Genomic DNA, 24,501 nt, shown 5'->3' on the forward strand with positions numbered 1-24,501 from the left:
CCATTGTAGCAATCCTTGTGCAAAAATTCTCATTTTTTCTATCTGCAATAAATTGAAAGAAATGATACAATAGAGAAGCAGAAAACGTTTTCATTACTATGGCTTTAGGAGGAGTATTATGAAGGTGCAGCCTATTGTTAAATCAGATATTGAAATCGCTCAACAGTCAACAATGAAACCTATAATAGAAATTGCAGAAAAAATTGGACTTCATGAAGAAGACCTTGAATTATATGGGAAATACAAAGCAAAACTGACAACAGATGCGTTAAAGAAACTTGAAACAAAAAAAAGCGGAAAAATTATTCTAGTTACTTCAATTAATCCGACACCTGCTGGTGAAGGAAAATCAACTGTCACTGTAGGGCTTGGTGATGCGTTCACAAAAATTGGGAAAAAGGCAATCATCGCTATGCGCGAGCCGTCTTTAGGACCAATTATGGGGATAAAAGGCGGAGCTACTGGTGGAGGGTATTCCCAGGTCCTGCCGATGGAAGATATTAATCTTCATTTTACTGGCGATCTCCATGCCATTACAACAGCTAATAATGCTCTGGCAGCTCTTATGGATAACCATCTTCAGCAGGGAAATCAGCTGGGCATTGATCCTCGCCGCATCGTGTGGAAACGGGCGCTTGATATGAATGATCGTGCCCTTAGAAAGGTTGTAATCGGATTAGGCGGGCCGGTCCAGGGTGTTCCGCGTGAGGACGGATTTGATATTACCGTTGCATCGGAAATAATGGCAGTTCTATGCCTTGCATCCGATTTAGATAACCTGAAGGAGCGGCTGGGCCGCATGGTTATTGCCTATAACTATGACAAGCAGCCTGTCACTGTTGCCGATTTAGGTGTTCAGGGCGCCTTAGCTATGCTTTTAAAGGATGCTGTCAAACCGAACCTTGTGCAAACGATTGAACATACACCAGCCTTTATTCACGGCGGTCCTTTTGCCAATATTGCTCACGGCTGCAACAGTGTCACAGCTACGAAAACAGCATCGAAGCTGGCTGACTATGTTGTTACCGAAGGCGGCTTTGGTGCGGATTTAGGTGCAGAGAAGTTTCTGCATATTAAAGCAAGAAGTGCTGGTTTTAAACCGGAAGCGGTTGTCATAGTAGCAACTATTCGTGCGCTCAAAATGCACGGTGGAGTTCCAAAAAATGAGCTTGGCAAAGAAGATGTGGAAGCCTTAACGGCCGGATTTTCTAACTTGAAGAAGCACATTGAGACTATTCAAAGCTTTGGACTGCCGTTTGTTGTTGCAGTTAATAAATTTATTACAGATACAGAAAATGAAGTAAATAAATTAATAGAGCTATGTGATGAGGAAAACATTCCTGTCTCACTGACAGAAGTATGGGAAAAAGGCGGCGAAGGCGGAGTAGATCTCGCTAATAAGCTTATTGAAGTTATTGAAAAGCAAGAATCTGATTTCCACCCGCTTTACGAGTTATCAGATACATTGGAAAATAAAATACTTACAATTGCACAAAAGGTTTATGGTGCAGATAAAGTGGAGTTTTCTTCAAAAGCGAAAAAACAGCTTGAGGATTATGACCGCTTTGGCTGGAGCAATTTGCCGATTTGTATGGCGAAGACTCAGTATTCTTTATCTGATGATCCTGCCAAGCTTGGCAGGCCAGAAGGATTTTCCATTACCATCAGGGAATTTAAGCCATCCATCGGTGCAGGCTTTATTGTTGCTTTAACTGGTGATGTTATGACCATGCCTGGACTGCCAAAGACACCAGCAGCAATGAAAATGGATGTGGATGAGAACGGCAGAGCCGTAGGGTTATTCTAAAGGCTAGCCTATGTTTGATCCTACCGCATTTGAGAATATGAAAGTTGTCATAGAGGGTGCCCTTTATGATCTGGATATCGATGGGGAAATAAGAATCGTTGACAGAAATGATTGGATGAATACTGCTAAGCTTTTAAGAAAATATGAAATTTCATTCACGAACAATGATGATATTATCTGTACACTTGTTTTAGAAGCGGGGTTAGAGAATCTGGCTGCTGAGCTGCTGCCGGCAGTTCAAACGACCCGTCTAGCTGGGAGTCATTTATTGGTTAAGTTTTCATTTAACCATCGGGATGATGAGCTGATTTATAAAAAAATCACAAACATTCTTAAAGACATTTGGGGACCTGGCCGGACCATTCAGCAAAGGATCGTATTTGACCCGCTGTCTAAGGAAAATCTTGTTGCTAATGAAGCAACGATCACCTTTAACCGCTTAGTATATGAGGACCAAATGGATGATTTGGTCCTGATGGTTGAATTTATGCTGCTAAGTATTGAAAAGTTAAGATCTGTTATTTAATATAAAAAGCTTTGTCTGTAGCATACAGGCAAGGCTTTTTTTATTTCATAGAATGTCAGGATGATATTTATAACCAAAAATATTTTACAGTGTTTAATTTATCAATAATATGGAGAATTATATGGGAGGTGGAAGATTTTACAAAAATATTAACCTAAAGGAGGTTGGGTAATGTTACTAGTACCTCGTGAGATGGATAAGCTCATGATTGTCGTGGCAGCCGATCTTGCAAAAAGAAGAAAAGAAAGAGGATTAAAACTAAATTACCCGGAAGCAGTCGCCCTTTTAACTTATGAGGTGCTGGAAGGGGCAAGAGATGGAAAAACCGTAGCGGAATTGATGGAATACGGTACGACCATTTTAACACGCGATGACGTTATGGAAGGTATTGCGGATATCATTGATGATATTCAGGTTGAGGCCACTTTCCCTGATGGGACAAAACTGGTCACAGTACATGATCCGATTCGCTAACAATACTGCAGGAGGGATATTTAATGGAATGGGAACCAGGGCAATTGTTTCTGAAGGAAGAACCGATTATCTGCAATGAAGGAAGAGATGTTTTCAAAGTAAAAGTGACGAATACTGGGGATCGCCCGGTACAAATTGGCTCGCACTATCATTTTTATGAAGTAAATGAATCCCTGGAATTTTCCAGGGAAGAAGCTTTCGGCAAAAGGCTTAATGTCCCCGCTGGTGCAGCTGTGCGCTTTGAACCGGGAGATGAAAAAGAAGTGGAATTGGTTCCATTTGCAGGGGAACAAAAAGTTTATGGCTTTAACAATAAAACGGATGGCTCTGTTGAAGGGGGGCATGGCAAATGAGTTTTGAAATGTCAAGAAAGCAATATGCACAGATGTTCGGCCCGACTACGGGAGATTCCATCCGACTGGCGGACACAGATTTAATTATTCAAATTGAAAAAGATTATACCACTTATGGTGAGGAAGTCGTTTTTGGCGGCGGGAAGGTAATCCGCGATGGAATGGGGCAAAATCCGCTCGTTACACGAGGTGATGGCATCCCTGATGTCGTCATTACAAATGCTGTGGTATTAGATTATACTGGCATCTACAAAGCCGATATCGCGATTCGTGATGGGAAAATTTCAGGAATCGGAAAAGCGGGAAACCCATTGGTCATGGATGGGGTTGATATCGTTATTGGCGCTTCTACGGAGATTATTGCCGGCGAAGGGATGATAGTAACAGCCGGAGGGATTGATACCCATGTTCATTTTATTAACCCAGCTCAGGTCGAAGTCGCTCTTACATCAGGTTTGACTACTCTAATCGGTGGCGGAACAGGTCCTTCTGCAGGTTCAAGAGCGACAACTGTTACTCCAGGGGAATGGAATATCCATCGTATGCTTGAAGCCGTTGAGGGACTGCCAATCAATGTTGGACTGACAGGCAAAGGGCAGGCAGCCGCCGAAGAACCATTAGCAGAACAAGTTAGAGCAGGGGTAATCGGTTTGAAAGTTCATGAAGACTGGGGGGCAACTCCTTCAGCCCTTGATCACGCGTTGAAGGTAGCAGATAAGTATGACATACAGGTTGCGCTTCATGCAGATACTCTCAACGAAGCAGGATTTGTAGAAAATACCATAGCAGCTCTTAAGGACAGAGTTATACATATGTACCATACGGAAGGAGCGGGAGGCGGACATGCCCCTGACTTAATTAAAACTGCCAGTTTTATGAATGTTCTTCCTTCATCAACGAATCCTACTCTGCCATACACGATTAATACTGTCGACGAACACTTAGATATGCTCATGGTTTGCCACCATTTAAATCCATCCGTGCCGGAGGATATTGCTTTTGCTGATTCGCGGATTAGAAAGGAAACCATAGCAGCAGAAGATGTCCTGCAGGATATGGGGATATTTAGTATGACAAGTTCAGATGCACAAGCGATGGGCAGGGTTGGTGAGGTCATTCTAAGAACATGGCAGGTTGCCCATAAAATGAAAAAAGACAGGGGCTCTCTTACTGGTGATAGCAAACTATCTGATAATAATCGGGCAAAAAGGTATATTGCAAAATATACAATAAATCCCGCGATTACGCATGGAATAGCCGACTACGTTGGCTCCATTGAGATAGGAAAAATTGCTGACCTTGTTGTTTGGTCACCGGCATTTTTTGGCGTTAAGCCTGAATTGGTCATAAAAAGCGGTTTTATTGTTCATGGGATGATGGGGGATGCCAATGCCTCGATCCCAACTCCGCAGCCGGTCATAAGCCGACCAATGTATGCGGCTGTAGGGAAAGCGCTGCAAAAAAGCTCGATTACCTTCATATCTCAGGCGGCTTATGAAGAGAAAGTGCATGAAAAGCTTGGACTGCAAAAAAATATTTTACCCGTCCATGGTATAAGGAAATTAACGAAAAAAGATATGAAATTAAACTCGGAAACTCCTGAATTGACGGTTGACCCGCAGACATATGAGGTACGCGTAAATGGTGAACTTATAACAAGTCCGCCGGCAAAAGAATTACCGATGGCACAGCGTTATTTTCTATTTTGAGGTGAAAGAATGTGTTGATTGAGAGAATTGAAACAAACATTGAAGAATTGGAAAAAGAAGAAATCATCAGGCGCCATATTGAAAAAGTGTATCTGGAAAGTGATCTGTTAGTAAAACGAATTCAGCGGGTTACAACGGATCACGGGCGGGAAATTGGAATCCGTCTAAGAGATCCGCGTGACCTTGCGGCTGGCGATGTGCTCTATATGGATGAAAAAAATATGATTGTGATTGATGTGATTGCGGATGATCTAATTGTCATTAAACCCCGCAGTTTACAAGAAATGGGGACGATTGCCCATCAGTTAGGAAACAGGCACCTTCCTGCACAATTCGAAGATGATGTAATGATGGTTCAATTTGATTATCTCGTGGAAAAACTGTTAAAAGAGCTTGAAATTCCCTACACACGTGAAAAAAGAAAAGTAAAGCAAGCTTTTCGCCATATTGGTCATAGTCATGGATGAAAAGATTTTGGCGCTTTTTCAGCTTTGTGATTCGAATTTTCCAACGGGAGCCTTTAGTCATTCATATGGGCTGGAAAGTTATATTCAGGAGAACACGGTACATAACATTGACTCCTTTTCACAGTGGCTCCAAATTTTCATAGATGAGCAGCTTACTTATTCTGAAGGGCTCGCATGTAAGCTGGTGTATCAAGCACTCGAAAAGGATGACCTGGAAAAGGTATGGAAGATGGATCGGCTTCTGACGGTGCAAAACTTACCGCGTGAAACTAGAGAGGGTGCCATGAGAATGGGCGAACGGATGTTAGAGCTTGTCCAAACTTTATACGGGATACCGATTCTCTCCATTTATAGGGAACGGATTAAGGGCAAACAATCTTTCGGACACCCGGCAATTGTTTTTACGATCGCTGCCCATAATCTTGGGGTGTCTAAATCCACAGCCATTTTGTTTTATCTCTATTCAGTGGTGTCAAGCATGGTTCAAAATGCTGTAAGAGGGATTCCTTTAGGTCAAACAGCCGGACAGAGAATCATTCATGATGTACGAAGTGTATTAGTTCAGGCTGCCGAGGCCATAGGAAAGCTCGATGAAGAAGATTTTGGCATTGTTTCACCTGGCATTGAGCTATCACAAATGAGACATGAACGTGTAAATATAAGAATTTTTATGTCGTGAAGGGGAGTGTTTTAATGGAACCAATTAGAATTGGGGTAGGCGGACCTGTAGGCGCCGGAAAAACAATGCTTGTTGAAAAATTAACACGTCGCTTAAATGGTGAAATTAGCATGGCCGTTGTAACAAATGATATTTATACAAAAGAGGATGCGAAATTTTTAATGCAAAATGGTGTCCTTCCCGCTGACCGAATTATTGGGGTAGAAACAGGGGGATGTCCGCATACGGCAATACGTGAAGATGCATCTATGAATTTTGCTGCCATTAATGAATTAAAGGAAAAACACCCAGATGTTCAATTAATCTTTGTCGAAAGCGGCGGAGACAATCTAGCAGCTACATTCAGTCCCGAGCTGGTTGATTTTTCAATCTACATCATCGATGTGGCACAGGGAGAAAAAATCCCAAGAAAAGGCGGGCAGGGGATGATTAAATCGGATTTATTTATAATTAACAAGACCGATTTAGCTCCGCATGTTGGAGCAAGCCTGGACGTGATGGAATCGGATACAAAAGTTTTCCGCGGGGAAAAGCCATTTACTTTTACAAACTTAAAAGACGAAGCTGGGCTAGACAATGTCATTGATTGGCTGAAGCAGAACGCATTACTAAAAGGATTGGCTTAAAAAATGGGAGACTGGACAGGTGTTTTACATTTAAAGGCAGAAAACAGAAAAGGCAGGACAGTTGCTAAAAACGTATATTTTCAGGGTGCATTTAAAGTCATGCGCCCTATTTACCATGATGATTCCGGTAAGGCTTGTTACTATTTATTAAACCCAGGCGGAGGCTATTTGGATGGTGACCGCTATCAAATGAAAATTTCCCTGGACGAAAATGCAAAGCTGACTTTAACGACACAAGGGGCAACCAAGGTGTATAAAACACCGAATAATCATGTGTATCAGGAGTCAGAAATCTCCTTGCAGGCCGGCAGTTACCTTGAGTATCTCCCTGATCCGCTCATTGCTTATCATAACGCCCATTATATACAAAAAAATGTCATGAGAATGGACCGAACAGCCACCTTGCTTTATTCAGATATTATTACTCCCGGCTGGTCACCGCAGGGAGAGCGCTTTACCTATAAAACGGTTCAGCTATTAAACGAAGTGTACCTGGATGACGAATTGGCCGTTTATGATCATGTGAAATTAAAACCTTCCAAGCAAAACATCGGCGGGCTTGGTTTTATGGAAGGATATAGTCATTTAGGATCCATGCTGGTCATTAGCCCGCAAATGAATGGCACCTATCTTGATCAGTTTTATTCCGCGATTGAAGAAAATCTATTAGATTGTAAAGTTGGGCTTAGCTTACTTTCAATACCTGGTTTTACCATTCGCGTGTTAGCTAACTCGACTCAGACCATTGAGAGAATTTTTGCAGAAATTCACTGCTTGATCAGCCGGGAATGGTTTCAAACCAAACCGTTTTTCCTAAGAAAATACTAGCCATCTGATTGCATACTCGTTCATTATTTGGGAGAAACTCCTTTTAACACAATATGGGGGGGGCAAAAGTATGTTTGAAAACTTTGAAATAAATCATGTATTCGAGGGAACTGCCAGAGAACACCCGCACTTTGCTTTAAGTGTAAATGGCCAGGAATACAAAGGGATGATAAAAGATGATACAGTCCATTGGTATCATCCCCATCCAAAACAAATGCTAGATGATAGTCATGTGGATGCCATTGAATCTCAGGTTTTCAATATGATGAGTGATCATTTGGAGCAATGAAAAAATGGCTGTCTCTTTTCCTTTTGAGACAGCCATTTTTTAAATATTTGGCAATACTTTTCTTGCACCTAAAAAAATCCACGTGCAAAGGACAAATGGCATGGTTAGTGCAGGCAATCCTAAAGGCATTAGCCATGTATCAATGCTTGCTGTAATTGGCACGGTTAAACAGGAAGCTATAATTCCTGTAAATAGCACATTCCGGCCATTTTCTTTAAAAACGGCTGAAACAGCAAGTATGGTTAAAATCGCATTGTACCCATATAGCCCCATTGAAATCACAGTATGTTCGCCTCCGAGTGCATATGCCGTTGCCAGTGCGGCCACATTACCTAGAATTGCATAAAGACCTAACCTCCAGCCTGCCCAGAATACAGCAATGAAAAGCAAAACTCCTGAAAGTGTATTGGTAAGAAAGAAAATTTGTCCAATTCCATTCATGGCGGCATTAGGCCAATGTAATTCACCTTTAATGTTAAGCGTCCAGCTAGATAAGGTTTGCGGTGCAAGATCTGGACTGATTTTTAACATAACCAGTCTGTATGTAGTAAGCAATAAAAACCATGTGATGACAATAAAAGGGAATGTAAGAACAGGTATGCCCGTTTGCCGCATAGCATGCATCATCGCAGCTGTTATAAATGCGGCAATAGCTGCACCAGCTAAAGCAATGAACCATCGTTCATATCCCGTTAAAAACAACGAAAGAGCCATTCCAGCTAAAACGGAATTATAGCCAAGTAATCCTTGATTTACACTTTCGATATCGGCACCGCCTATTTTCCCAACTAAGGCGCCAATCAAGCTTGATAAAAAAGCGATGATTCCTAAAGAATACGAAGCAATCGTAATAGCTGCTAAAATGAGAAGGCCTGAGACAGCATTTTCAATTAAAACGACTTGGGAGATACCTTTTAAGGATGTCATAAACAGCCACTTTAATTTGTTAGTGTATATAGTTAACATCTCCCTCCAAGTCAAAAACTGGTCACTGAAAAACGTTTGGCTTTTCTGAGTTAGTTTTTCCGTTCCTTGTTTTTTTATTTGCTGAAAAAACAAGTTATTTTTGTTTACTAGGTTAAATGGTCACTAAAATTCTTTATAATATAAAAATTCCCTTTACATAATTCCTTTGAACTAATACGATATAAGAAATGTATAAAAGGATTCACAAAAAGGGGCGATATAGTTGAAAATTGCGTGGGTAACCGACAGCACAGCCTTTTTAGAAGAAGAATTTGTCAATCATCCTGACGTATATGCTATTTCGATTTCTATCTTATTAGATGATGAAGAATTTCTTGAGGGTGTAAATATCACGCCTGAACAGCTTTATGACCGTTTAAAAACATTAAAAAATCCTCCGAAAACATCACAGCCTTCCATTGGTGCGTTTAAGGAATTATATGAAAAATTAGCAAAATCCTATGATGTCATTTTTTCTATTCATCTTTCCGGCAAATTAAGCGGGACTGTTAGTGCCAGTGAACAAGCTGCACAGCTGGCAGACGCCAATGTCATTACAATAGATTCAAAAATTCTCACCTACCCGCTGACCCGTATTGTCAAGCAGGGAATAGAATGGGCGCAATCCGGCCTAGCATCGGAAGAGATCAAAACCCGATTGGAAGCATTATGTGAAACTAGTGAAACATATGTTTTAATTGGAAGCTTAGAACAGCTTCACCGCAGCGGCCGCATGTCAGGTGTGCAATTTTTCCTGGGAAGCATGCTGAATGTTAAACCAATTATTCAGGTCAAAGACGGCGGTTTAAGTGTTATAGAAAAGGTGAGAAGTGAAAAAAAGGCAAAAGAAAAAATCTTTCAGCTAATGAGAAAAGCGCATGAGAAAAAGCCCCTCAAGGAAGCCTATTTATTGTACGGGTTACACGATAGTGAAGCGATAAAATGGATGGATGAACTTGCAGCAGAATATCCAGAAATTCATTTCCGCCCATATCCGCTTGGTTCTGCCATCGGTGTACATGCAGGGGAAAACACAATCGGCATTAGCTGGTTTAATGGATTATAGAAATCAGCAGTTAAGCTTAACATAGTTTCTATAAATAAAGCCCGCCACGAATTTCCGATGTGCGGGCTTTATTATATCAATGAATTTTTTTATCAACATATCTGCCGAAATCGGGAACGGCAATGCTATCGAATTCAGTCACTAATTTTTCCAAGCTGTTGCTCAATAAATCACCAGTCAATGGCAAACCATGACCGGTTATGGCGGCTGAAGGCTTTAAGGCTTCTAATTTCCTGACAGATTCCTTAGCTGCTTTCCAATCTGTGGTGAGATATCTTGGCGGTCCGCTAATCTCCAGTTCCTGTGTAATGACCTTATAAAGGTATTCCTGTTTGACCGTAACAAAGGCATCACCAGCAATTAATGCCCGATCCTTTTCCCTGAAAAATGAAACATGGCCGGGAGTGTGGCCTGGTGTGTGGACCCAGCGAAAATCAGGAAGATGAGGCACCGTTCCATCAAGTGGCAGGGTATGTACATGGGACCCTATATCAATGGGTTCATTTGGGAAAAGTGGTGACATTTTTGCCACCATTCCTCCTTCAACAGTAGGATCTGGCTCAGGATAGCTCTCTTTTCCTGTTAAAAAAGGCATTTCCAGTTCATGGGCATATACAGGAACTTGCCAATGTTTGACCAATTCAATAATGGCCCCAACATGGTCAAAATGGCCATGTGTTAATATAATGGCTTTAGGTCTGCAGTCCTTTCCAAATCGTTCCTCTGCCTCAGAAATAATCTCATCAGCCGATCCGGGCATACCAGCATCGACTGCAACAAATTCCCTCGTTGCAGGATTGCCAATAAAAGCAACATTGACAATTTGAATGGTATAACAAAATAAATCGGGCAAAACCTCGGTGCCAATTTGACTTCCAACCGATGTAGCGGGAATGAATTTATAGTCACTGCCGTAATTCATCTGCTCGTCCAATTGTTACCCTCCTTACAAAGATTAAATCAATATATTTTCCCTCATATCATCTTCATTTATTAATTGTAAAAATCAAATAAGGCGTATAGCATATGAATAGTTTTCATCAGAATATTAGATTCATACGGTTTTCACATAAAGATCAATTCTAACAAAAATTTTCATGAAGAATGAAATTTTTCCATTGCTGAACTCGTTATTATAGGTGAAGGACAAAAAAAGATTCATGCGCATGATCTTTTAGCAGGGAGGTCAATATGGAAGAAGAGCAGCAGTGGCTCAAACAGGTGCTTGAAGGAAACAAGCAAGCATATGGCCACATTATTAATAAATACAAGAATCCGTTATATGCGACCATACTTAGAATGACAAAAAACCCTCAGGATGCAGAGGATTTAGTACAAGAGGCATTTATTAAGGTATATCACCAGCTTGGTAAATATGACAATAAGGGATCGTTTGCCAGCTGGATTTATCGAGTGGCAGTTAATCATTGTATGGATGAATTCCGCAAGAAACGCTATAAAACACAGCAGCTTGAAATAAACGAGGAGAAAGCAGTAAACCCAAATCATCCGGAAATTATTTTTTTGAAAAAGGAAAAACATCGGCAGGTAGAACGCTTAGTTGCATCATTGCCGGAGGATGAGCGATTAGTTATTTTGCTTCGTTATGCAAACGAATTAAGTTATACAGAAATTAGTGAACTGACAGGATTCCCTTTATCAAGTGTACGAAACAAGCTGCACCGTGCAAAAAAGAAAATGAGAGAGAAAGTAATACTTGAAGGGAGCTATTACCATGAACTGTCCAACGATCGATAAACTATCACAATATGTTGATCAGCTTTTAGGGGAACTGGAAATGCGAGAAATCAACAGTCATGCAAAAGAGTGTGATTCTTGCATCCATGTAATAGAAGCATTTGAGCATGAACAGCAATTTCTAAAAGATACACTTAAGTCTCCTTCATTGGCAGATGACTTTGCTAATAAAATTCTGGATCAGCTAAAGCCCTATGAACAAAAATCTCTACCTAAGAAAAGGGCATTATCAAAGCGAATCATGCTTTCAGCGGCCGGGGCTGTATTGGCAATTGGGCTCGGAACAACATTAAACCCTAGCTTTGCCCAATGGATTGGGGGTCTTTTTACAACAGATCAGGTAGATGAAGGCTTAAGAATGGCATCTGAGGCAGGTTTGGCAACACGGGTAAATCGTGAAGTAACCGATCAAGGAATCACCTTTAAGGTGGAGGATGTGGTGGCCGATACCTCACGTGTCGCCCTTTCCTATCAAATCATCAAAGAAAATGGCAAGCCGTTAGATACAAAAATTATATTGGAGGAACCGTTCAATCAAATTATGGCATTTGATCAGAATGGCAAAAAAATCGATCAAATGGGCATAGGCTGGACAGAAGGAAGTGAATATGGATTAATCGAATTTTCCCTTCGTGAACAGAAAGACCTGCAGGAGATGACGGTAAAATTTGAGTTAACAGAACTGAATGGTGTTAAGGGGAATTGGGAACTGGTGATTCCTGTTGATTTAAAGGAAAACCTTAAATTTACTGCAAAACTGGCATTAAATAATCAAACATTCAGCGCTCATGGTGTGGATGTGAACATGAAAGAGATTCAATTTGCGCCGTCTTCGAACGAACTTATTTATGAAACGGCGTTTACAAAAGAGAAGATGGAAAAAATTAAAGATGAAATCGCTCAGCTGGAAGAAAGGTTTGGCAAGGAAAATGTTCAAACCTTTACAAATTACGGTACTGCTATTCAATATCATATTGAAAATAAAGGGGGTAAAGATATTTATAAGCATAATGCATTTTTACCTGGTCAGGGGTATCCAAGTGATGTTGGACTGATCTCGGGATCCGGAGATAACATGCAACAGCTTGGACAGATGCGATGGAACGAATCATTCATCCCGCAAAAGGACAAGGAACAATTGACCTTCGTGTTAGACGGTGTCGTCAAAACAGTACCTTCAGATTTTTCAGTGGAAATTACATCAAAAGAATTAAGGAAAAAACCAATTTCCTTTGAACATGAAGGGAATTTCATGACTATCAAAAAGGCAGAAAAACAAAATGAATTTTCTCTGCAAAAATCGCTCATTCCAATTAAACGGGAAACAGTTTTTCAAATTGAGATGGAAGGCGGCAAAGAGGCATTTTCCTCTGAGCTAGGGGCATGGGTTCTAACCGATAACCTGGGAAAAACTTACTTGGCTTATAATAGCGGAACAATTCTAAATGAAAAAGATGAAAACGGCCGCTTTAAGACAACCATTGATTTAAAAATATATGATATGGAAGAAGTTCCAGAGAAATTCACCCTCCACCTTCTGTCCGTCACCAGATATAATAAAATGGAGGAAGAATGGAAGGTACCATTGTACTGATATACTTATGAAAAGCCAAGTCTTAATCTTGGCTTTTTTCGTTTTGTTTTAAAAAGAAAATTAATAATCTGATAGATTTGCCCTGCATAATTTTAGAACCGTACCGTTTCATGTTAAAATGGTTGTTGAGTGCTGAAAGCAGGTGAAAAAATGAATAAAGACATCATTCAAACAGCTGAAGAATTTGTGAAAAATCAGCTTGGACAAGATAGCACAGGTCATGATTGGTACCACATTGAACGCGTGCGCAGAAATGCGTTATTGATAGCTGAAAAAGAAGATAAAGGGGACCGTTTTATCATAGAAATGGCGGCTCTTCTGCATGATATACCAGATGAAAAATTGAATGAATCGAAGGAAGTTGGGGAGAAAAAGCTGACTGATTTTCTGTATACTCTCGAACTTGAACTGCCAGCACGCGATCACATAGTGGACATTATCGATTCGATTTCTTTTAAAGGCGGGAAAAACTCGGTTCTCTCAAGCGTGGAGGCAAAAATTGTCCAGGATGCGGACAGACTTGATGCCCTCGGTGCAATCGGTATTGCAAGGACGTTTGCCTATGGCGGCAAAAAAGGCCAAGCGATGTATGATCCGGAAATTGGAGTAAGAGAAAATATGACTGAGGAAGAGTACAGAAAAGGAAAATCTTCATCAGTCCATCATTTTTATGAAAAGCTATTAAAGCTAAAGAATTTGATGAACACAGACACAGCAAAAGAAATGGCAGAACAGCGCCATCAATATATGGTGCAGTTTTTGCAGCAATTTTATCATGAATGGAATGGTCAATCATGAAAGTGATTTCGATTGAAAATGTAACAAAAACATATGGCGAAAAAGAATTATTCAATGATATCTCCTTTACGATCGCGGAAAAGGAGCGGGTGGGCTTAATTGGCGTCAACGGAACTGGGAAATCATCGCTCCTAAAAATTGTTGCAGGTGTGGATTTGCCCGACTCTGGCGAAATCGTTAAACCAAAGGAATATTCAATCTCGTATTCCGAACAGGAGCCTGACTTAGATCCAAATATGACCGTTTTGGAGCAGGTATTTGCCGGGGAAGCACCGATCCTTGTGCTGCTGCGTGATTATGAGCGGACGCTGCTGCAATTAAATAATGCCCCAAATGATCAGGCCATACAGGAAAAGCTTTTCGAGCTGCAAAAAAGAATGGATTCACAAAATGCCTGGGATGCCAGCACAAATGCAAAGTCCATCTTGACCAAGCTTGGCATTGAAGATTTTGATAAAAAAATCGGCGAGCTATCCGGCGGACAGAAGAAACGGGTTGCTTTGGCGCAAAGCTTAATTCAGTCGCCGGATTTACTGATTTTAGACGAGCCAACAAACCATTTGGACTATGAATCAGTTAAATGGCTGGAGGAATACTTGGGCCGCTACCAGGGGGCACTATTGCTGGTAACCCATGACCGTTATTTTCTTGACCGCGTGACCAATCGCATGTTTGAGCTTGAAGGCGGCAAGCTGTATAGCTATAAAGGGAATTACGCTGCCTTTTTAGAGGCGAAAGCCATCCGTGAAGAAAATGAAGCGGCAACAATTGAAAAGCAGCAGAACCTTTACCGCAGAGAGCTGGAATGGATTCGCCGCGGAGCAAAGGCAAGAACAACGAAGCAAAAAGCTAGGATTCAACGATTTGATAGCTTAGATAACCAGCTTGCTAATGTGAAAGCCGCTGAAAAACTGGACATGAGCTTGAGTGGAAGCAGGCTGGGCAAGCAGGTATTTGAGTTGAAAAACGCTTCGAAAAGCTATGGCGATCAAGTGATTTTAGATTCCTATGATTTACTTGTAAAACCAGGGGATCGCTACGGTATTATCGGGAAAAATGGTGCAGGCAAATCAACCCTATTAAATATTTTAGCTGGAAAAATCCCTCTGGATTCCGGTGAAATCAATATTGGCCAGACGGTAAAAGTTGCTTACTACACCCAGGAAAGCGAAGACATGGATGAAAATAAGCGCATGATTGAGTATTTGAAGGAAACAGCACAAGTGGTTGAGACTTCAGACGGAAAAACAATTTCTGCGGCACAAATGCTGGAACGATTCCTTTTCCCATCCTACACACATGGAACACCCATTAGAAAGCTATCAGGCGGGGAAAAGCGCAGGCTTTATTTATTGAAAATTTTAATGTCTGAGCCCAACGTATTACTGCTTGACGAGCCGACAAATAATCTTGATACCCAAACTTTAACCGTGCTTGAGGATTATCTGGAGGATTTCGCCGGAGTCGTTATTACGGTTTCCCATGACCGATATTTCTTGGACAAGGTAGCTGATCAGCTGATAATCGTCAATGGAAATGGGCAAATTGATTCCTATTACGGCAATTACACGGAATACCTCGAGACTGCAGCAAAGGCGGCAGCTCCTGTTAAAGAAAAACCAGCTCAGTCTGTACGGCAGGAACGCGAAAAGCCAAAAAAGAAAAAACTAAGCTACAATGAACAGCGCGAGTGGGATGGCATTGAAGATAAGATTGCCGAGGCCGAAGGAAGGCTAGAAGAGATTGCCAAAGAAATAGCCGAAACGGGCAGCGATTTCGAAAAAGCACAAAAGCTCATGGAAGAAGAAACACAGCTAAACGAACATCTTGAGCATCTAATTGAGCGCTGGACGTATTTATCGGAGCTGGTAGAATAGTTTACCGGATATTACGGACATTGCGTTATTAAATACCGGCTGTGGTGTCCATGAGAGAGGTTCTAATGGACAAGATCACAGAAAAAACCGGACAATCTGTCCATAACGAGCATTACCTTCTTTCGGGTAGTGCTTTTCTTTTAAAATCGAGGTGAAAGGATGAAAAAAAAGCCAATTTATGTTGAAATTGAAATAGATTCGGAGATGGATAGATTATGGGAGGCAACACAGACGCCAAGTATGCATGAGCAATGGGATCTACGGTTTTCTTCCATTACCTATTTACCGAAAAAGGAAAATGAGCCGCAGCTGTTTTCTTATAAAACAAAGGTTGGGCCAGGTATACAGGTGGAAGGATGGGGAAAGTCTGTCGGCAGCCACGATGGGAAAGGCGGCACACGCACTTCAGCACTTCACTTCGGGACCGATCAAATGTTTTCGCCCATTAAAGAAGGTAAAGGGTATTGGCAATATAAGCCGAATAAAGACAGTATCACCTTTTTGACCCAATATGATTATGATATTAACCTTGGCTGGTTTGGCGAAGTTTTTGACATCTTATTGTTTCGGCCTTTGATCGGCTGGGGAACAGCTCTTAGCTTTGATGTGCTGAAAAGATGGCTAGAAAAAGGCGAAACCCCAGCATCGCAATACATACGCTTTTTTTGCCAATGGCTGTTTACCTTTCTATTTTTCTTTGTCTGGCTTTATCATGGCATCATCCCTAAGCTAATCAGCAGACATCCAGTTGAAATAGAAATGATCGAAAATATAATGCCGCTATCCCAAGCTTATGCAGAAATGGCTGTCTTGGTAATTGGGCTGGCAGAAGTCATATTTGCTGTCATGTGGCTGTTTTACAAAAAGAAAAGGAACTTATTTTTAACACAAATAACATTGTTTCCTTTATTAGCCATTTCTGCAATTATCGCCAACCCAGAGTCACTTTCTGAACCTTTTAATCCATTAAGCTTTAATGCCAGCTTACTAGTTATTTCAATAGCAGGTTATTTGCTGGGTAAAGATGTGCCAAGCGCCGCAAGCTGTAGACGAAAGAGATGAGTGTAAAATGTCTATTTATAAACAAGTTCTAGGGGAGCGATTTTATTCGCTAAATCCAATGCTGCAGAGAAGGTACGAGTATATCGATGACAAGCCCTTTCAGGCTAAAGGGGTTATGAAAAAAATTTCAGGAGGCCCCAAGTGGCTTTATCCGTTAATATGGCTTGGCACAAAGAGAAAACTATTATTTCCGGAAAAGGGATGCGAGGTTCCTTTTAAAATAGTCAATACACCCTGTGTTGGGGAGTGTGGAGAAAAACAGATTCACTGGGAGCGTATTTTTTATTTTAAAAATAAGGTGAGGTATTTTAATGCTTTAATGAGCCTCGACCTTAAGCGGGGGGTTATTAAAGATTATTTAGGTGAGCCTAGTCCTTTATATTCGGATTTAACCTTTTTTGTTTCACCTGAAGGCAATTTGCTGATTACCTCTGGAAAGCAGCGTTTAGTATTAGGGCCCGTTGAACTGCCGCTGCCGAAGCTGCTTCAAGGGAATGCGGCCATTACTGAGAAGTATGACGAAGAGAAGGGTGTATTCTTAATTTCTGTAAAAGTAAGAAACCCCCTGGTTGGCACAGTTTTTTCATATGAAGGAGAATTCATGCCCGATGAAATGGAGTAGACTGTTTTTTATTTATTTGCTTTTCTTTGGTGCAGCCGTTTTTTACAAAACTGAATCTTCCTATCTTTTATTGCTGACAGCTGCCCAGATTGTTTATGTACCGATCACCATACAGATGATCGGAAATAAAAACGGCTGGTCAGCATTCCTTGCTGCTATCCCTCCAATAGCATCCGTTATCATTTTAGCCATCACAAGCGATAGCAGCTGGGAATACGTATTTGCTGCGATTTATTTGCTGTTTACCATTGCTGCGGCCATTTATGGAATAAAGAGAATCCTATCAAGAGAATTTTTTCACATTGAAGAGTTCATGATAGATATCGGGCTAATTTATTTATCTATTGGAGGCTTGTGGTTTTTTGCCCATATTGGAAAAATAGAAACAGGTTTTTCTCCAATGATTACCTGGCTAACGGCGATTCATTTTCACTACTCTGCTTTTTTATTGCCTGTTTTTTGCGGTTTTCTAGGCAGAGTTTATAAACCGAAAGATTATTGGAAAGCATCCTTACTCATTTTATTGTCTCCGATAGTCCTCGCTGCCGGGATCACTTTTTCCGCATGGATTGAGGTGGCTTCAGTTATTCTTTATATGATAGGAATCTATTCTATAATTCATTTTGCTTTTAAAGCCCCGTTTACTCATCCTGTTCAAAAAGGGCTAATTCGGATATCTTTCAGCTCATTGGGCATAACGATTATTTTTTCATTCCTATATGCAATCGGCCAGGTCTGGAGTGATTATTCGCTAAGCATTGATTTTATGCTATGGTTTCATGGACTATTTAATTGTGTTATTTTTGCTTTATTTGGTGTGATTGGATGGAGTATAAATCTGCCGGAAGAAAACACTAAGGAACGGACATTTCCTGTGAGTGCGATCAGGGGTAAACTCCTAATAGGAGATAGTATTCTTCCGGATATTATGGATGAGAAATCGAAGGATAAATATAAAGGTCTTGTTGACGATATGAGAATTTATGAGGAGCATTCTAATCAGGAAACAATCGCACCCGCCATTCTTGATTTCTATGAAAATACATTAGAGTATCGGCTATCTGCAAAAGTAGAATGGAAATCATGGTTTCAGCCGTTTGCTGCTGTTTATCGATTATTCAGCAGGATTACGCAGCAAATTAATCTGCCGCTTTCAAAAAAACAAGTGGAAATGACCGGCGGCATATATGCCGTTAATGATGAAATAGATGGGAGATGCCGTCCAAGGGCATGGGTCAGGAAAATAGGAGATGAGACTGTATTTGTTGCCCTATACTCCTGTCATAAAACAAATGGACAAGCCTATATGAATATTGCGCTTCCGCTGCCATGGTCTTCGATGATTGGAATCCTGAAATTAAACCAAGTTGGTGAGGAGCTTGAATTAACCAGCCAAAAGACGGAGGATAACTCAGATGCTGGCATCTATTTAAAAACGAAAATGCACCTTTTTGTGTTGCCGATTGAAGAAACCTTTCGTGTTAAGGATGCGGGGAATGGAAAGCTTACTGCCCAGCATGACATGTGGATTTTTTCCATTCCTTTTTTAACCATACATTATGAAATAGAACATAAATCTCGTTAAAGGTATGTTTAAGTGCTTTATGTTAAAATAACAACATATACCAGCTTGATTAATGTGAAAAGGGTGATTACCGTGAAAATAAATGCCATTGAACCTACTCCTAGTCCAAATACAATGAAAGTCATTTTGGATGAAGAGCTGCCAATGGGCAAAAGCAATAACTATAAAAAAGATCATAGCGAGGGCGCTCCAAAGGTCATTCGGGATATTTTGGCTATTGAAGGGGTAAAAGGCGTTTATCATGTGGCCGATTTCCTGGCTGTGGAGAGAAATGCAAAATTTGACTGGAAGGAAATTCTTCCCCAGGTAAGAGCCGCGTTTGGTGAAGAGGCTGATGCAGCAAATGAATCTGCTCAAAAGGCTAATGAGCATTTTGGTGAAATCAAGGTGTTTGTGCAAAAATACAAAGATATTCCCATGCAGGTAAAGCTGACAGATGGCACAGAGGAAAGAAGGTTTGGGCTGCCTGAAGTGTTCATTAAAGCATTTTCCGAATCCCAGGCTAAAGATGATGAGAATTATGTCTTTCTCCGCAAATGGGTGGAAATGGGCGTTCGATACGGCGACTTTGAGCAAATTGGCCATGATGTGGTGGAAGAACTGGTGGCCGCTTACCCAGAGGAACGGCTAAACAGACTTGTTGAGCAGGCAAAAAGCCCAGAAAAAGCTCAGTCAAGGCAAGCGTTAAATCGAATAAAGGTAACCTTGGAGGACTTGGCTGATCCAGATTGGCGCAGCCGCTACCGCAAACTTGAGCAAATGGACGATCCAACCGTTAATGATCTGCCGGTTTTAGAAAAAGCACTTGAGGACGAAAAGTCTTCTATCCGCCGGTTGGCAACAGTATATCTCGGCATGATAGAGGACAAACAGGTGCTGCCGTACCTTTATAAGGCATTAAAGGATAAGACCGTTACTGTGAGAAGAACGGCAGGAGACTGTTTATCTGATTTAGGATTTGCAGAAGCTGCCCCTGAAATGATGGAAGCCTTAAAGGATACGAGCAAGCTAGTCCGTTGGAGAGCAGCGATGTTTTTATATGAAGTCGGTGATGAATCTGCATTGCCAGCATTAAAAGCGGCCGAAGACGATCCAGAATTTGAGGTAAGCCTGCAGATTAAGCTGGCAATAGAACGAATTGAACAAGGTGAAGAGGCCAAGGGTTCTGTTTGGAAGCAAATGACAGAATCACGGAAGAAATAGAGTAATTCTTTTTTGCAATGTTAACATAGAATGTAGTATGCTAACATTGCAAAACACGTACGGGAGGCGATTAAACTATGTCAATGGCATACGAAGAATATATGCGACAAATGGTTCAGCCAATGAGACAGGAGCTTGTTCAGGCTGGATTCCAAGAACTATTAACACCAGAAGATGTAGAAAACTATATGGAAAATGCGGAAGGCACAACACTTGTTGTTGTCAACTCTGTCTGCGGATGTGCCGCCGGGCTTGCCCGCCCAGCAGCAACCCAAGCAGTGCTAAGATCAGAGAAAAAGCCTGACCATTTAGTTACTGTGTTTGCAGGCCAAGAAAAAGATGCAACCGCAAAAATGAGAGAATACTTCGAAGGCATTGAGCCTTCATCCCCATCCATGGCCCTATTAAAAGGAAAAGAAGTCATTCACTTCATTCCGCGACATGACATCGAGGACCACGCCATGGAAGACGTTATGGAAAACTTACTCTCTGCATTTGAAGCAAAACTTTAATACAAAACAGAACAAAGAGGATGTCGCATGACATCCTTTTCCACTTTAAAGCATCGGGGGACAGGCCCCCGATGCGGTAAAGCGTTAAGAAGGTGAAGTAGCAATGATTGTGACGACAGCGGGAAGAACGAATGAAGTGATGTTGAATCAGGCGATTTCTGTTGCACGGGATTTGAACGGGCGGTTTGTCGATAGGAGGAAGCGGTCTGTTCAGGCGATTCAGGAAATTGAAAGGGATGACTGTATTGTCGTCGGTAAGGAAAAGCTTGAGCTGTATCCGTTTGGGGAAAGGGAACCGTTCTTTTTTCATCCTAATTCGGCAAGCTTTCGTATCAAGCGGCTGCTTAATGATGAACACGATCCATTTGTTGAAGCGGCCAGTCTGCAAAAAGGCATGACGATGCTTGATTGTACACTTGGTCTCGCTTCGGATAGTATTGTAGCAAGTTTCGTTACTGGATCTGAAGGGAAAGTAACAGGTATTGAAGGGAACTCTCATCTATCCTACATAGTTGCAAAGGGATTAAGAGAATGGCAATCGGATATTGGGGAAATGAACGAAGCCATGAAACGAATTGAAGTTATACATAACAATTCATTAAATGTATTACAATCACTCCCTGACAAGAGCTATCATTGTGTTTATTTTGATCCGATGTTTGAAGAGCATATTCTGGAATCTGATGGCATACGTGCATTAAGCCGATTTGCTGTTTATGAAGAACTGACACAAGAACTCATTGACGAGGCTTATAGAGTGGCAAAAGAACGAGTGATTCTAAAGGACCACTTTCGCAGCAAACGATTCGAAAAATTTAACTTTCAAGTCTATAAGAGAAAAACAGCCAAATTTCATTTTGGGGTTATCGAAAAATAAAAAAGGAATGGGCATCCCATTCCTTTTTTATTAGTCTGCAATTGCCAAGTATACAAAATACCCTAAAACAAACAGACAAAATATCATAATTGCCATTGACATAAACGCAGCACCTCTTTTATTGTACTCATTCATAATTATTGCCTTATTTTGATTACTATTCCCGAAAAGGCAACTTTTTACTCTTTCTATAGTGTTTACTATAATAGAAAATATCATTATGTTCAATTTTTTCTTTAAAAAAATGAAACTAAATTTTCATACTTTCGTAAAAGAAGTATAATAGAATGATAGTAATCATTTAGTATTGAGAGGAAAATAAGTAATGAAAATAACTTTATCTGATAGGATGAGCGCATTTCAGGCAAGCGTTTTTTCTGAAATGGCTTTTTATAAGAAACAAAAAATGGCTGAAGGAGCGGAGATGATCGATTTAAGTATCGGCAGCCCTGATATGGCTCCTCCGGCCATTGTTGCAGATACAATTGCTGCAATGGCTAAGAGAAATGATGCATACAGCTATACATTAAAAGGAACGGAAGAGTTCCATCAAGCTGTCAGCACCTATTATGAGCAAAGCTTCAATGTAAAACTAAATCCAAAGACTGAAGTTTCTTTATTAATGGGTTCCCAGGATGGACTGGTGCATCTTCCAATGATGCTGTGCAATCCTGGCGATATTGTGCTTGCTCCAGATCCAGGATATACAGCATACGAAACGGGGATCAGCATGGCTGGGGCCAAGCTTTATCCAATGCCATTAAAAGAGGAGAATCAGTTTCTTCCTGACTTTTATGAGATACCGGAGGAAATCAGCGATAAAGCAAAATTAATGATATTAAATTTTCCAGGAAATCCTGTCCCGGCAATGGCAACAAAAGACTTTTTTGCAAAGGCTATCAAATTTGCAAAACAGCATAATATTGTCATCCTTCATGACTTTGCCTATTCCGAACTTTATTACGAAGAAAAACCGATCAGCTTTTTAACGCTGGAAGGGGCTGAAGAAGTAGGTATTGAAATGAATTCATTATCAAAAAGCTTTAATATGGCAGGATGCAGGATTGCCTATGCTGCGGGAAACCAGGAACTGATTTCCGGGCTAGCCAATTTTAAATCTAATTTGGATTATGGTGTTTTTTATCCCATTCAGGCAGCGGCTGCAAAAGCGTTAACGGATCAATCTGATTTTCTTCACAATTTAAGGGCTGAATACAAGACTAGAAGAGATGTTCTAGTAAATGGGCTCAGAAATATTGGCTGGGACATCAGCTTGCCAAGAGCCTCGATGTTTGTTTGGGCAAAGATCCCTAAATCTTATACATCAAAGGAATTTGCTATAGAGCTAATTAATCGGGCAAATGTTGTTGTTACACCAGGTAATGCCTTTGGGGCATGGGGTGAAGGATTTGTTCGCATTGCCCTTGTGCAATCCGAAGAAACCCTGAAGAAAGCTATTAATAATATTGATAAATCAGGCATTTTGACAAAAGAAAGGGCGTAAAAAGAAGGGGGGCTTAACAATGCCAAAATGGCTCCGTAAATCATTTGTAGTAATGGTAACCATTCTTACATTTGGATTGGTTACTCCTTCACAGGCATTTTTATATGATCATTCAAGCACTGTAAAGACACCGAAAAGAGACATTATTGAGTCTTCACCAGAAGGAACAGCACAGGAGAACAGGTTTGCTGCTGAATACGAAGAACAACAAGGCTATACAAGTAAAGAAGATTTTGTATCCGAGATGGTATGTAAAGCGGAAATGCTGTCATATACTAAATTTGGTGCGAAAATTAAGCCTATGATTGCGGATGAATTTTCTGAAGTGATTCTGCCAAATATTGAAAAGGCAATTAAAGAAACAGCAGAACAGTACCCTGAAGAAGAGTTAGCCTATTTATCGCTATCAGAAAAACCTAGCGGAGGACTTTCAGAAAAAATCTTTCACATTGCAAATGAAAAAACGGGTGAGGATATTATTAGATTTCACGTGAGACGCGATCACCCTCCTCAGGAAGGGTATTGGTTCAATTTTCATTACCATACGCATCATGATGAATTTCAAGCCCATCATAATCTTGGGTCAATCTATTGGAATAAAAACACTCCGCCTAAATGGATGAGTTAATTTTTATTTAAAAATGAAATTTTTTTAGGGATTTTTGAAACCTTTTAGGCAAACACCCGTAAATAAACTATATTAATTTTTAAATGGAGGTAAAAATTGTGGCAGTAAGCTTATCAAAAGGACAAAAAGTAGATTTAACAAAAACAAATCCTGGTATGACAAAAGTAATCGTTGGTCTAGGCTGGGATGTAAACAAATACGATGGCGGTCATGATTTTGACCTGGATTCTTCTGTTTTCCTTTTAGGAGAAAATGGAAAAGTGTCTTCTGAATCTGACTTTGTTTTCTATAATAATACTTCAGGCGGAAATGGCTCTGTTGTACATACAGGGGATAACCGTACAGGAGAAGGTGCAGGAGATGATGAGCAGGTAAATATTGACTTAGCCAATGTACCTGCAAGTATCCAAAGAATTACATTCACGATTACCATCCATGATGGTGAAGCACGCAGCCAAAACTTTGGCCAGGTATCCAACTCGTACGTGAGAATCGTTAATGAAGCCAATGGCGAAGAATTAATTCGCTATGATTTAGGTGAAGATTTCTCAATTGAAACAGCATTGGTTGTTGCTGAATTGTACAGACATAATGGTGAATGGAAGTTTAGCGCCATCGGAAGCGGCTACCAAGGCGGTCTTGCTGCACTAGCCACTGATTTTGGTCTGCAGGTAGGGTAACAGGAATAAAG

The 24,501-nt window shown here is 40.7% G+C and carries 26 protein-coding genes; 24 read left to right on the top strand and 2 right to left on the bottom strand.

What is annotated here, in order from left to right:
* Window positions 1–118 precede the first annotated feature (118 nt).
* The 10 genes from AC1Q59_RS04655 to AC1Q59_RS04700 all read left to right on the top strand — a co-directional run bounded on the left by AC1Q59_RS04655 (window position 119) and on the right by AC1Q59_RS04700 (window position 7,758).
* Window positions 119–1,807, top strand: a complete 1,689-nt coding sequence (locus tag AC1Q59_RS04655; protein WP_492364625.1) for a formate--tetrahydrofolate ligase — start codon at window positions 119–121, stop codon at window positions 1,805–1,807.
* 10 nt (window positions 1,808–1,817) lie between these two features.
* Complete coding sequence (locus tag AC1Q59_RS04660; RefSeq protein WP_492364626.1) at window positions 1,818–2,333, top strand: hypothetical protein; 516 nt, start codon at window positions 1,818–1,820, stop codon at window positions 2,331–2,333.
* 171 nt (window positions 2,334–2,504) lie between these two features.
* Window positions 2,505–2,807 carry an urease subunit gamma gene (locus AC1Q59_RS04665; protein ID WP_492364627.1) on the top strand — a complete coding sequence of 101 codons (303 nt, stop codon included), beginning with the start codon at window positions 2,505–2,507 and terminating at the stop codon, window positions 2,805–2,807.
* Window positions 2,808–2,830: 23 nt separating this feature from the next.
* Window positions 2,831–3,160 carry an urease subunit beta gene (ureB, locus tag AC1Q59_RS04670; RefSeq protein ID WP_492364628.1) on the top strand — a complete coding sequence of 110 codons (330 nt, stop codon included), beginning with the start codon at window positions 2,831–2,833 and terminating at the stop codon, window positions 3,158–3,160.
* Window positions 3,157–4,869, top strand: a complete 1,713-nt coding sequence (gene ureC / locus AC1Q59_RS04675) for an urease subunit alpha (protein WP_492364629.1) — start codon at window positions 3,157–3,159, stop codon at window positions 4,867–4,869. The genes ureB and ureC overlap by 4 nt, the downstream gene beginning before the upstream one ends.
* Before the next feature lie 11 nt (window positions 4,870–4,880).
* Window positions 4,881–5,336, top strand: a complete 456-nt coding sequence (gene ureE / locus AC1Q59_RS04680; RefSeq protein ID WP_492364630.1) for an urease accessory protein UreE — start codon at window positions 4,881–4,883, stop codon at window positions 5,334–5,336.
* Complete coding sequence (locus AC1Q59_RS04685) at window positions 5,329–6,015, top strand: urease accessory protein UreF (protein ID WP_492364631.1); 687 nt, start codon at window positions 5,329–5,331, stop codon at window positions 6,013–6,015. Before ureE ends, AC1Q59_RS04685 begins: the two co-directional genes overlap by 8 nt.
* A 14-nt stretch (window positions 6,016–6,029) precedes the next feature.
* Window positions 6,030–6,641, top strand: a complete 612-nt coding sequence (gene ureG, locus AC1Q59_RS04690; protein WP_492364632.1) for an urease accessory protein UreG — start codon at window positions 6,030–6,032, stop codon at window positions 6,639–6,641.
* Between the two features lie 3 nt (window positions 6,642–6,644).
* On the top strand, window positions 6,645–7,469 hold the full coding sequence (locus AC1Q59_RS04695) for an urease accessory protein UreD (protein ID WP_492364633.1): 825 nt from the start codon (window positions 6,645–6,647) through the stop codon (window positions 7,467–7,469).
* A 70-nt stretch (window positions 7,470–7,539) separates the two neighbouring features.
* Window positions 7,540–7,758 carry a hypothetical protein gene (locus AC1Q59_RS04700; protein WP_492364634.1) on the top strand — a complete coding sequence of 73 codons (219 nt, stop codon included), beginning with the start codon at window positions 7,540–7,542 and terminating at the stop codon, window positions 7,756–7,758.
* Window positions 7,759–7,797: 39 nt separating this feature from the next.
* Here the strand turns inward: AC1Q59_RS04700 and AC1Q59_RS04705 are convergent, their stop codons facing one another.
* Window positions 7,798–8,685 carry an urea transporter gene (locus AC1Q59_RS04705; protein WP_492364635.1) on the bottom strand — a complete coding sequence of 296 codons (888 nt, stop codon included), beginning with the start codon at window positions 8,683–8,685 and terminating at the stop codon, window positions 7,798–7,800.
* Between the two features lie 262 nt (window positions 8,686–8,947).
* On the opposite strand from AC1Q59_RS04705, the gene AC1Q59_RS04710 reads away from it, so the two are divergent.
* Window positions 8,948–9,790 carry a DegV family protein gene (locus AC1Q59_RS04710; protein ID WP_492364636.1) on the top strand — a complete coding sequence of 281 codons (843 nt, stop codon included), beginning with the start codon at window positions 8,948–8,950 and terminating at the stop codon, window positions 9,788–9,790.
* 76 nt (window positions 9,791–9,866) lie between these two features.
* Here the strand turns inward: AC1Q59_RS04710 and AC1Q59_RS04715 are convergent, their stop codons facing one another.
* Window positions 9,867–10,724 carry an MBL fold metallo-hydrolase gene (locus tag AC1Q59_RS04715; protein WP_492364637.1) on the bottom strand — a complete coding sequence of 286 codons (858 nt, stop codon included), beginning with the start codon at window positions 10,722–10,724 and terminating at the stop codon, window positions 9,867–9,869.
* Between the two features lie 257 nt (window positions 10,725–10,981).
* Between AC1Q59_RS04715 and AC1Q59_RS04720 the strand changes: the two genes are divergently transcribed.
* The 13 genes from AC1Q59_RS04720 (at window position 10,982) to AC1Q59_RS04780 (ending at window position 24,490) form a co-directional block, all read left to right on the top strand.
* Window positions 10,982–11,548 (top strand): RNA polymerase sigma factor, encoded by a 567-nt coding sequence (locus tag AC1Q59_RS04720; protein ID WP_492364638.1) that lies wholly within the window; start codon window positions 10,982–10,984, stop codon window positions 11,546–11,548.
* On the top strand, window positions 11,526–13,142 hold the full coding sequence (locus AC1Q59_RS04725; RefSeq protein ID WP_492364639.1) for a DUF4179 domain-containing protein: 1,617 nt from the start codon (window positions 11,526–11,528) through the stop codon (window positions 13,140–13,142). Before AC1Q59_RS04720 ends, AC1Q59_RS04725 begins: the two co-directional genes overlap by 23 nt.
* 150 nt (window positions 13,143–13,292) lie before the next feature.
* Window positions 13,293–13,940 carry an HD domain-containing protein gene (locus tag AC1Q59_RS04730; RefSeq protein WP_492364640.1) on the top strand — a complete coding sequence of 216 codons (648 nt, stop codon included), beginning with the start codon at window positions 13,293–13,295 and terminating at the stop codon, window positions 13,938–13,940.
* Window positions 13,937–15,817 (top strand): ABC-F family ATP-binding cassette domain-containing protein, encoded by a 1,881-nt coding sequence (locus tag AC1Q59_RS04735; protein WP_492364641.1) that lies wholly within the window; start codon window positions 13,937–13,939, stop codon window positions 15,815–15,817. Before AC1Q59_RS04730 ends, AC1Q59_RS04735 begins: the two co-directional genes overlap by 4 nt.
* 159 nt (window positions 15,818–15,976) lie before the next feature.
* Window positions 15,977–16,879 (top strand): DoxX-like family protein, encoded by a 903-nt coding sequence (locus AC1Q59_RS04740; RefSeq protein WP_492364642.1) that lies wholly within the window; start codon window positions 15,977–15,979, stop codon window positions 16,877–16,879.
* 7 nt (window positions 16,880–16,886) lie between these two features.
* Window positions 16,887–17,501, top strand: a complete 615-nt coding sequence (locus AC1Q59_RS04745) for a DUF4166 domain-containing protein (RefSeq protein WP_492364643.1) — start codon at window positions 16,887–16,889, stop codon at window positions 17,499–17,501.
* A complete protein-coding gene (locus AC1Q59_RS04750) occupies window positions 17,488–19,086 on the top strand; it encodes a YndJ family protein (RefSeq protein WP_492364644.1) in 1,599 nt (532 codons plus the stop codon). Before AC1Q59_RS04745 ends, AC1Q59_RS04750 begins: the two co-directional genes overlap by 14 nt.
* 72 nt (window positions 19,087–19,158) lie before the next feature.
* Entirely contained in the window at window positions 19,159–20,289 is a 1,131-nt protein-coding gene (locus AC1Q59_RS04755) for a conserved virulence factor C family protein (protein WP_492364645.1), read from the top strand.
* A 77-nt stretch (window positions 20,290–20,366) separates the two neighbouring features.
* Entirely contained in the window at window positions 20,367–20,801 is a 435-nt protein-coding gene (locus tag AC1Q59_RS04760; protein WP_492364646.1) for a BrxA/BrxB family bacilliredoxin, read from the top strand.
* Between the two features lie 103 nt (window positions 20,802–20,904).
* On the top strand, window positions 20,905–21,678 hold the full coding sequence (locus AC1Q59_RS04765) for a class I SAM-dependent methyltransferase (RefSeq protein WP_492364647.1): 774 nt from the start codon (window positions 20,905–20,907) through the stop codon (window positions 21,676–21,678).
* 325 nt (window positions 21,679–22,003) lie between these two features.
* Window positions 22,004–23,182 (top strand): LL-diaminopimelate aminotransferase, encoded by a 1,179-nt coding sequence (locus AC1Q59_RS04770; protein WP_492364648.1) that lies wholly within the window; start codon window positions 22,004–22,006, stop codon window positions 23,180–23,182.
* Window positions 23,183–23,201: 19 nt separating this feature from the next.
* Entirely contained in the window at window positions 23,202–23,810 is a 609-nt protein-coding gene (locus AC1Q59_RS04775; RefSeq protein ID WP_492364649.1) for a YpjP family protein, read from the top strand.
* Window positions 23,811–23,908: 98 nt separating this feature from the next.
* Window positions 23,909–24,490 (top strand): TerD family protein, encoded by a 582-nt coding sequence (locus tag AC1Q59_RS04780; protein ID WP_492364650.1) that lies wholly within the window; start codon window positions 23,909–23,911, stop codon window positions 24,488–24,490.
* Window positions 24,491–24,501 lie beyond the last annotated feature (11 nt).

The organism is Cytobacillus sp. MT66 (assembly GCF_058792595.1).

What these genes read in the sequence shown, in the direction of transcription:
- ureB (WP_492364628.1), top strand. Translation starts at nt 2,831, where the DNA reads ATGGAATGGGAACCAGGGCAATTGTTTCTGAAGGAAGAACCGATTATC.
- ureG (WP_492364632.1), top strand. Translation starts at nt 6,030, where the DNA reads ATGGAACCAATTAGAATTGGGGTAGGCGGACCTGTAGGCGCCGGAAAA.
- AC1Q59_RS04735 (WP_492364641.1), top strand. Translation starts at nt 13,937, where the DNA reads ATGAAAGTGATTTCGATTGAAAATGTAACAAAAACATATGGCGAAAAA.
- AC1Q59_RS04725 (WP_492364639.1), top strand. Translation starts at nt 11,526, where the DNA reads ATGAACTGTCCAACGATCGATAAACTATCACAATATGTTGATCAGCTT.
- AC1Q59_RS04770 (WP_492364648.1), top strand. Translation starts at nt 22,004, where the DNA reads ATGAAAATAACTTTATCTGATAGGATGAGCGCATTTCAGGCAAGCGTT.
- ureC (WP_492364629.1), top strand. Translation starts at nt 3,157, where the DNA reads ATGAGTTTTGAAATGTCAAGAAAGCAATATGCACAGATGTTCGGCCCG.
- AC1Q59_RS04695 (WP_492364633.1), top strand. Translation starts at nt 6,645, where the DNA reads ATGGGAGACTGGACAGGTGTTTTACATTTAAAGGCAGAAAACAGAAAA.
- AC1Q59_RS04665 (WP_492364627.1), top strand. Translation starts at nt 2,505, where the DNA reads ATGTTACTAGTACCTCGTGAGATGGATAAGCTCATGATTGTCGTGGCA.
- AC1Q59_RS04700 (WP_492364634.1), top strand. Translation starts at nt 7,540, where the DNA reads ATGTTTGAAAACTTTGAAATAAATCATGTATTCGAGGGAACTGCCAGA.
- AC1Q59_RS04655 (WP_492364625.1), top strand. Translation starts at nt 119, where the DNA reads ATGAAGGTGCAGCCTATTGTTAAATCAGATATTGAAATCGCTCAACAG.
- AC1Q59_RS04750 (WP_492364644.1), top strand. Translation starts at nt 17,488, where the DNA reads ATGAAATGGAGTAGACTGTTTTTTATTTATTTGCTTTTCTTTGGTGCA.
- AC1Q59_RS04660 (WP_492364626.1), top strand. Translation starts at nt 1,818, where the DNA reads ATGTTTGATCCTACCGCATTTGAGAATATGAAAGTTGTCATAGAGGGT.
- AC1Q59_RS04705 (WP_492364635.1), bottom strand. Translation starts at nt 8,685, where the DNA reads ATGACATCCTTAAAAGGTATCTCCCAAGTCGTTTTAATTGAAAATGCT.
- AC1Q59_RS04720 (WP_492364638.1), top strand. Translation starts at nt 10,982, where the DNA reads ATGGAAGAAGAGCAGCAGTGGCTCAAACAGGTGCTTGAAGGAAACAAG.
- AC1Q59_RS04685 (WP_492364631.1), top strand. Translation starts at nt 5,329, where the DNA reads ATGGATGAAAAGATTTTGGCGCTTTTTCAGCTTTGTGATTCGAATTTT.
- AC1Q59_RS04760 (WP_492364646.1), top strand. Translation starts at nt 20,367, where the DNA reads ATGTCAATGGCATACGAAGAATATATGCGACAAATGGTTCAGCCAATG.
- AC1Q59_RS04745 (WP_492364643.1), top strand. Translation starts at nt 16,887, where the DNA reads ATGTCTATTTATAAACAAGTTCTAGGGGAGCGATTTTATTCGCTAAAT.
- AC1Q59_RS04775 (WP_492364649.1), top strand. Translation starts at nt 23,202, where the DNA reads ATGCCAAAATGGCTCCGTAAATCATTTGTAGTAATGGTAACCATTCTT.
- AC1Q59_RS04765 (WP_492364647.1), top strand. Translation starts at nt 20,905, where the DNA reads ATGATTGTGACGACAGCGGGAAGAACGAATGAAGTGATGTTGAATCAG.
- AC1Q59_RS04740 (WP_492364642.1), top strand. Translation starts at nt 15,977, where the DNA reads ATGAAAAAAAAGCCAATTTATGTTGAAATTGAAATAGATTCGGAGATG.
- AC1Q59_RS04730 (WP_492364640.1), top strand. Translation starts at nt 13,293, where the DNA reads ATGAATAAAGACATCATTCAAACAGCTGAAGAATTTGTGAAAAATCAG.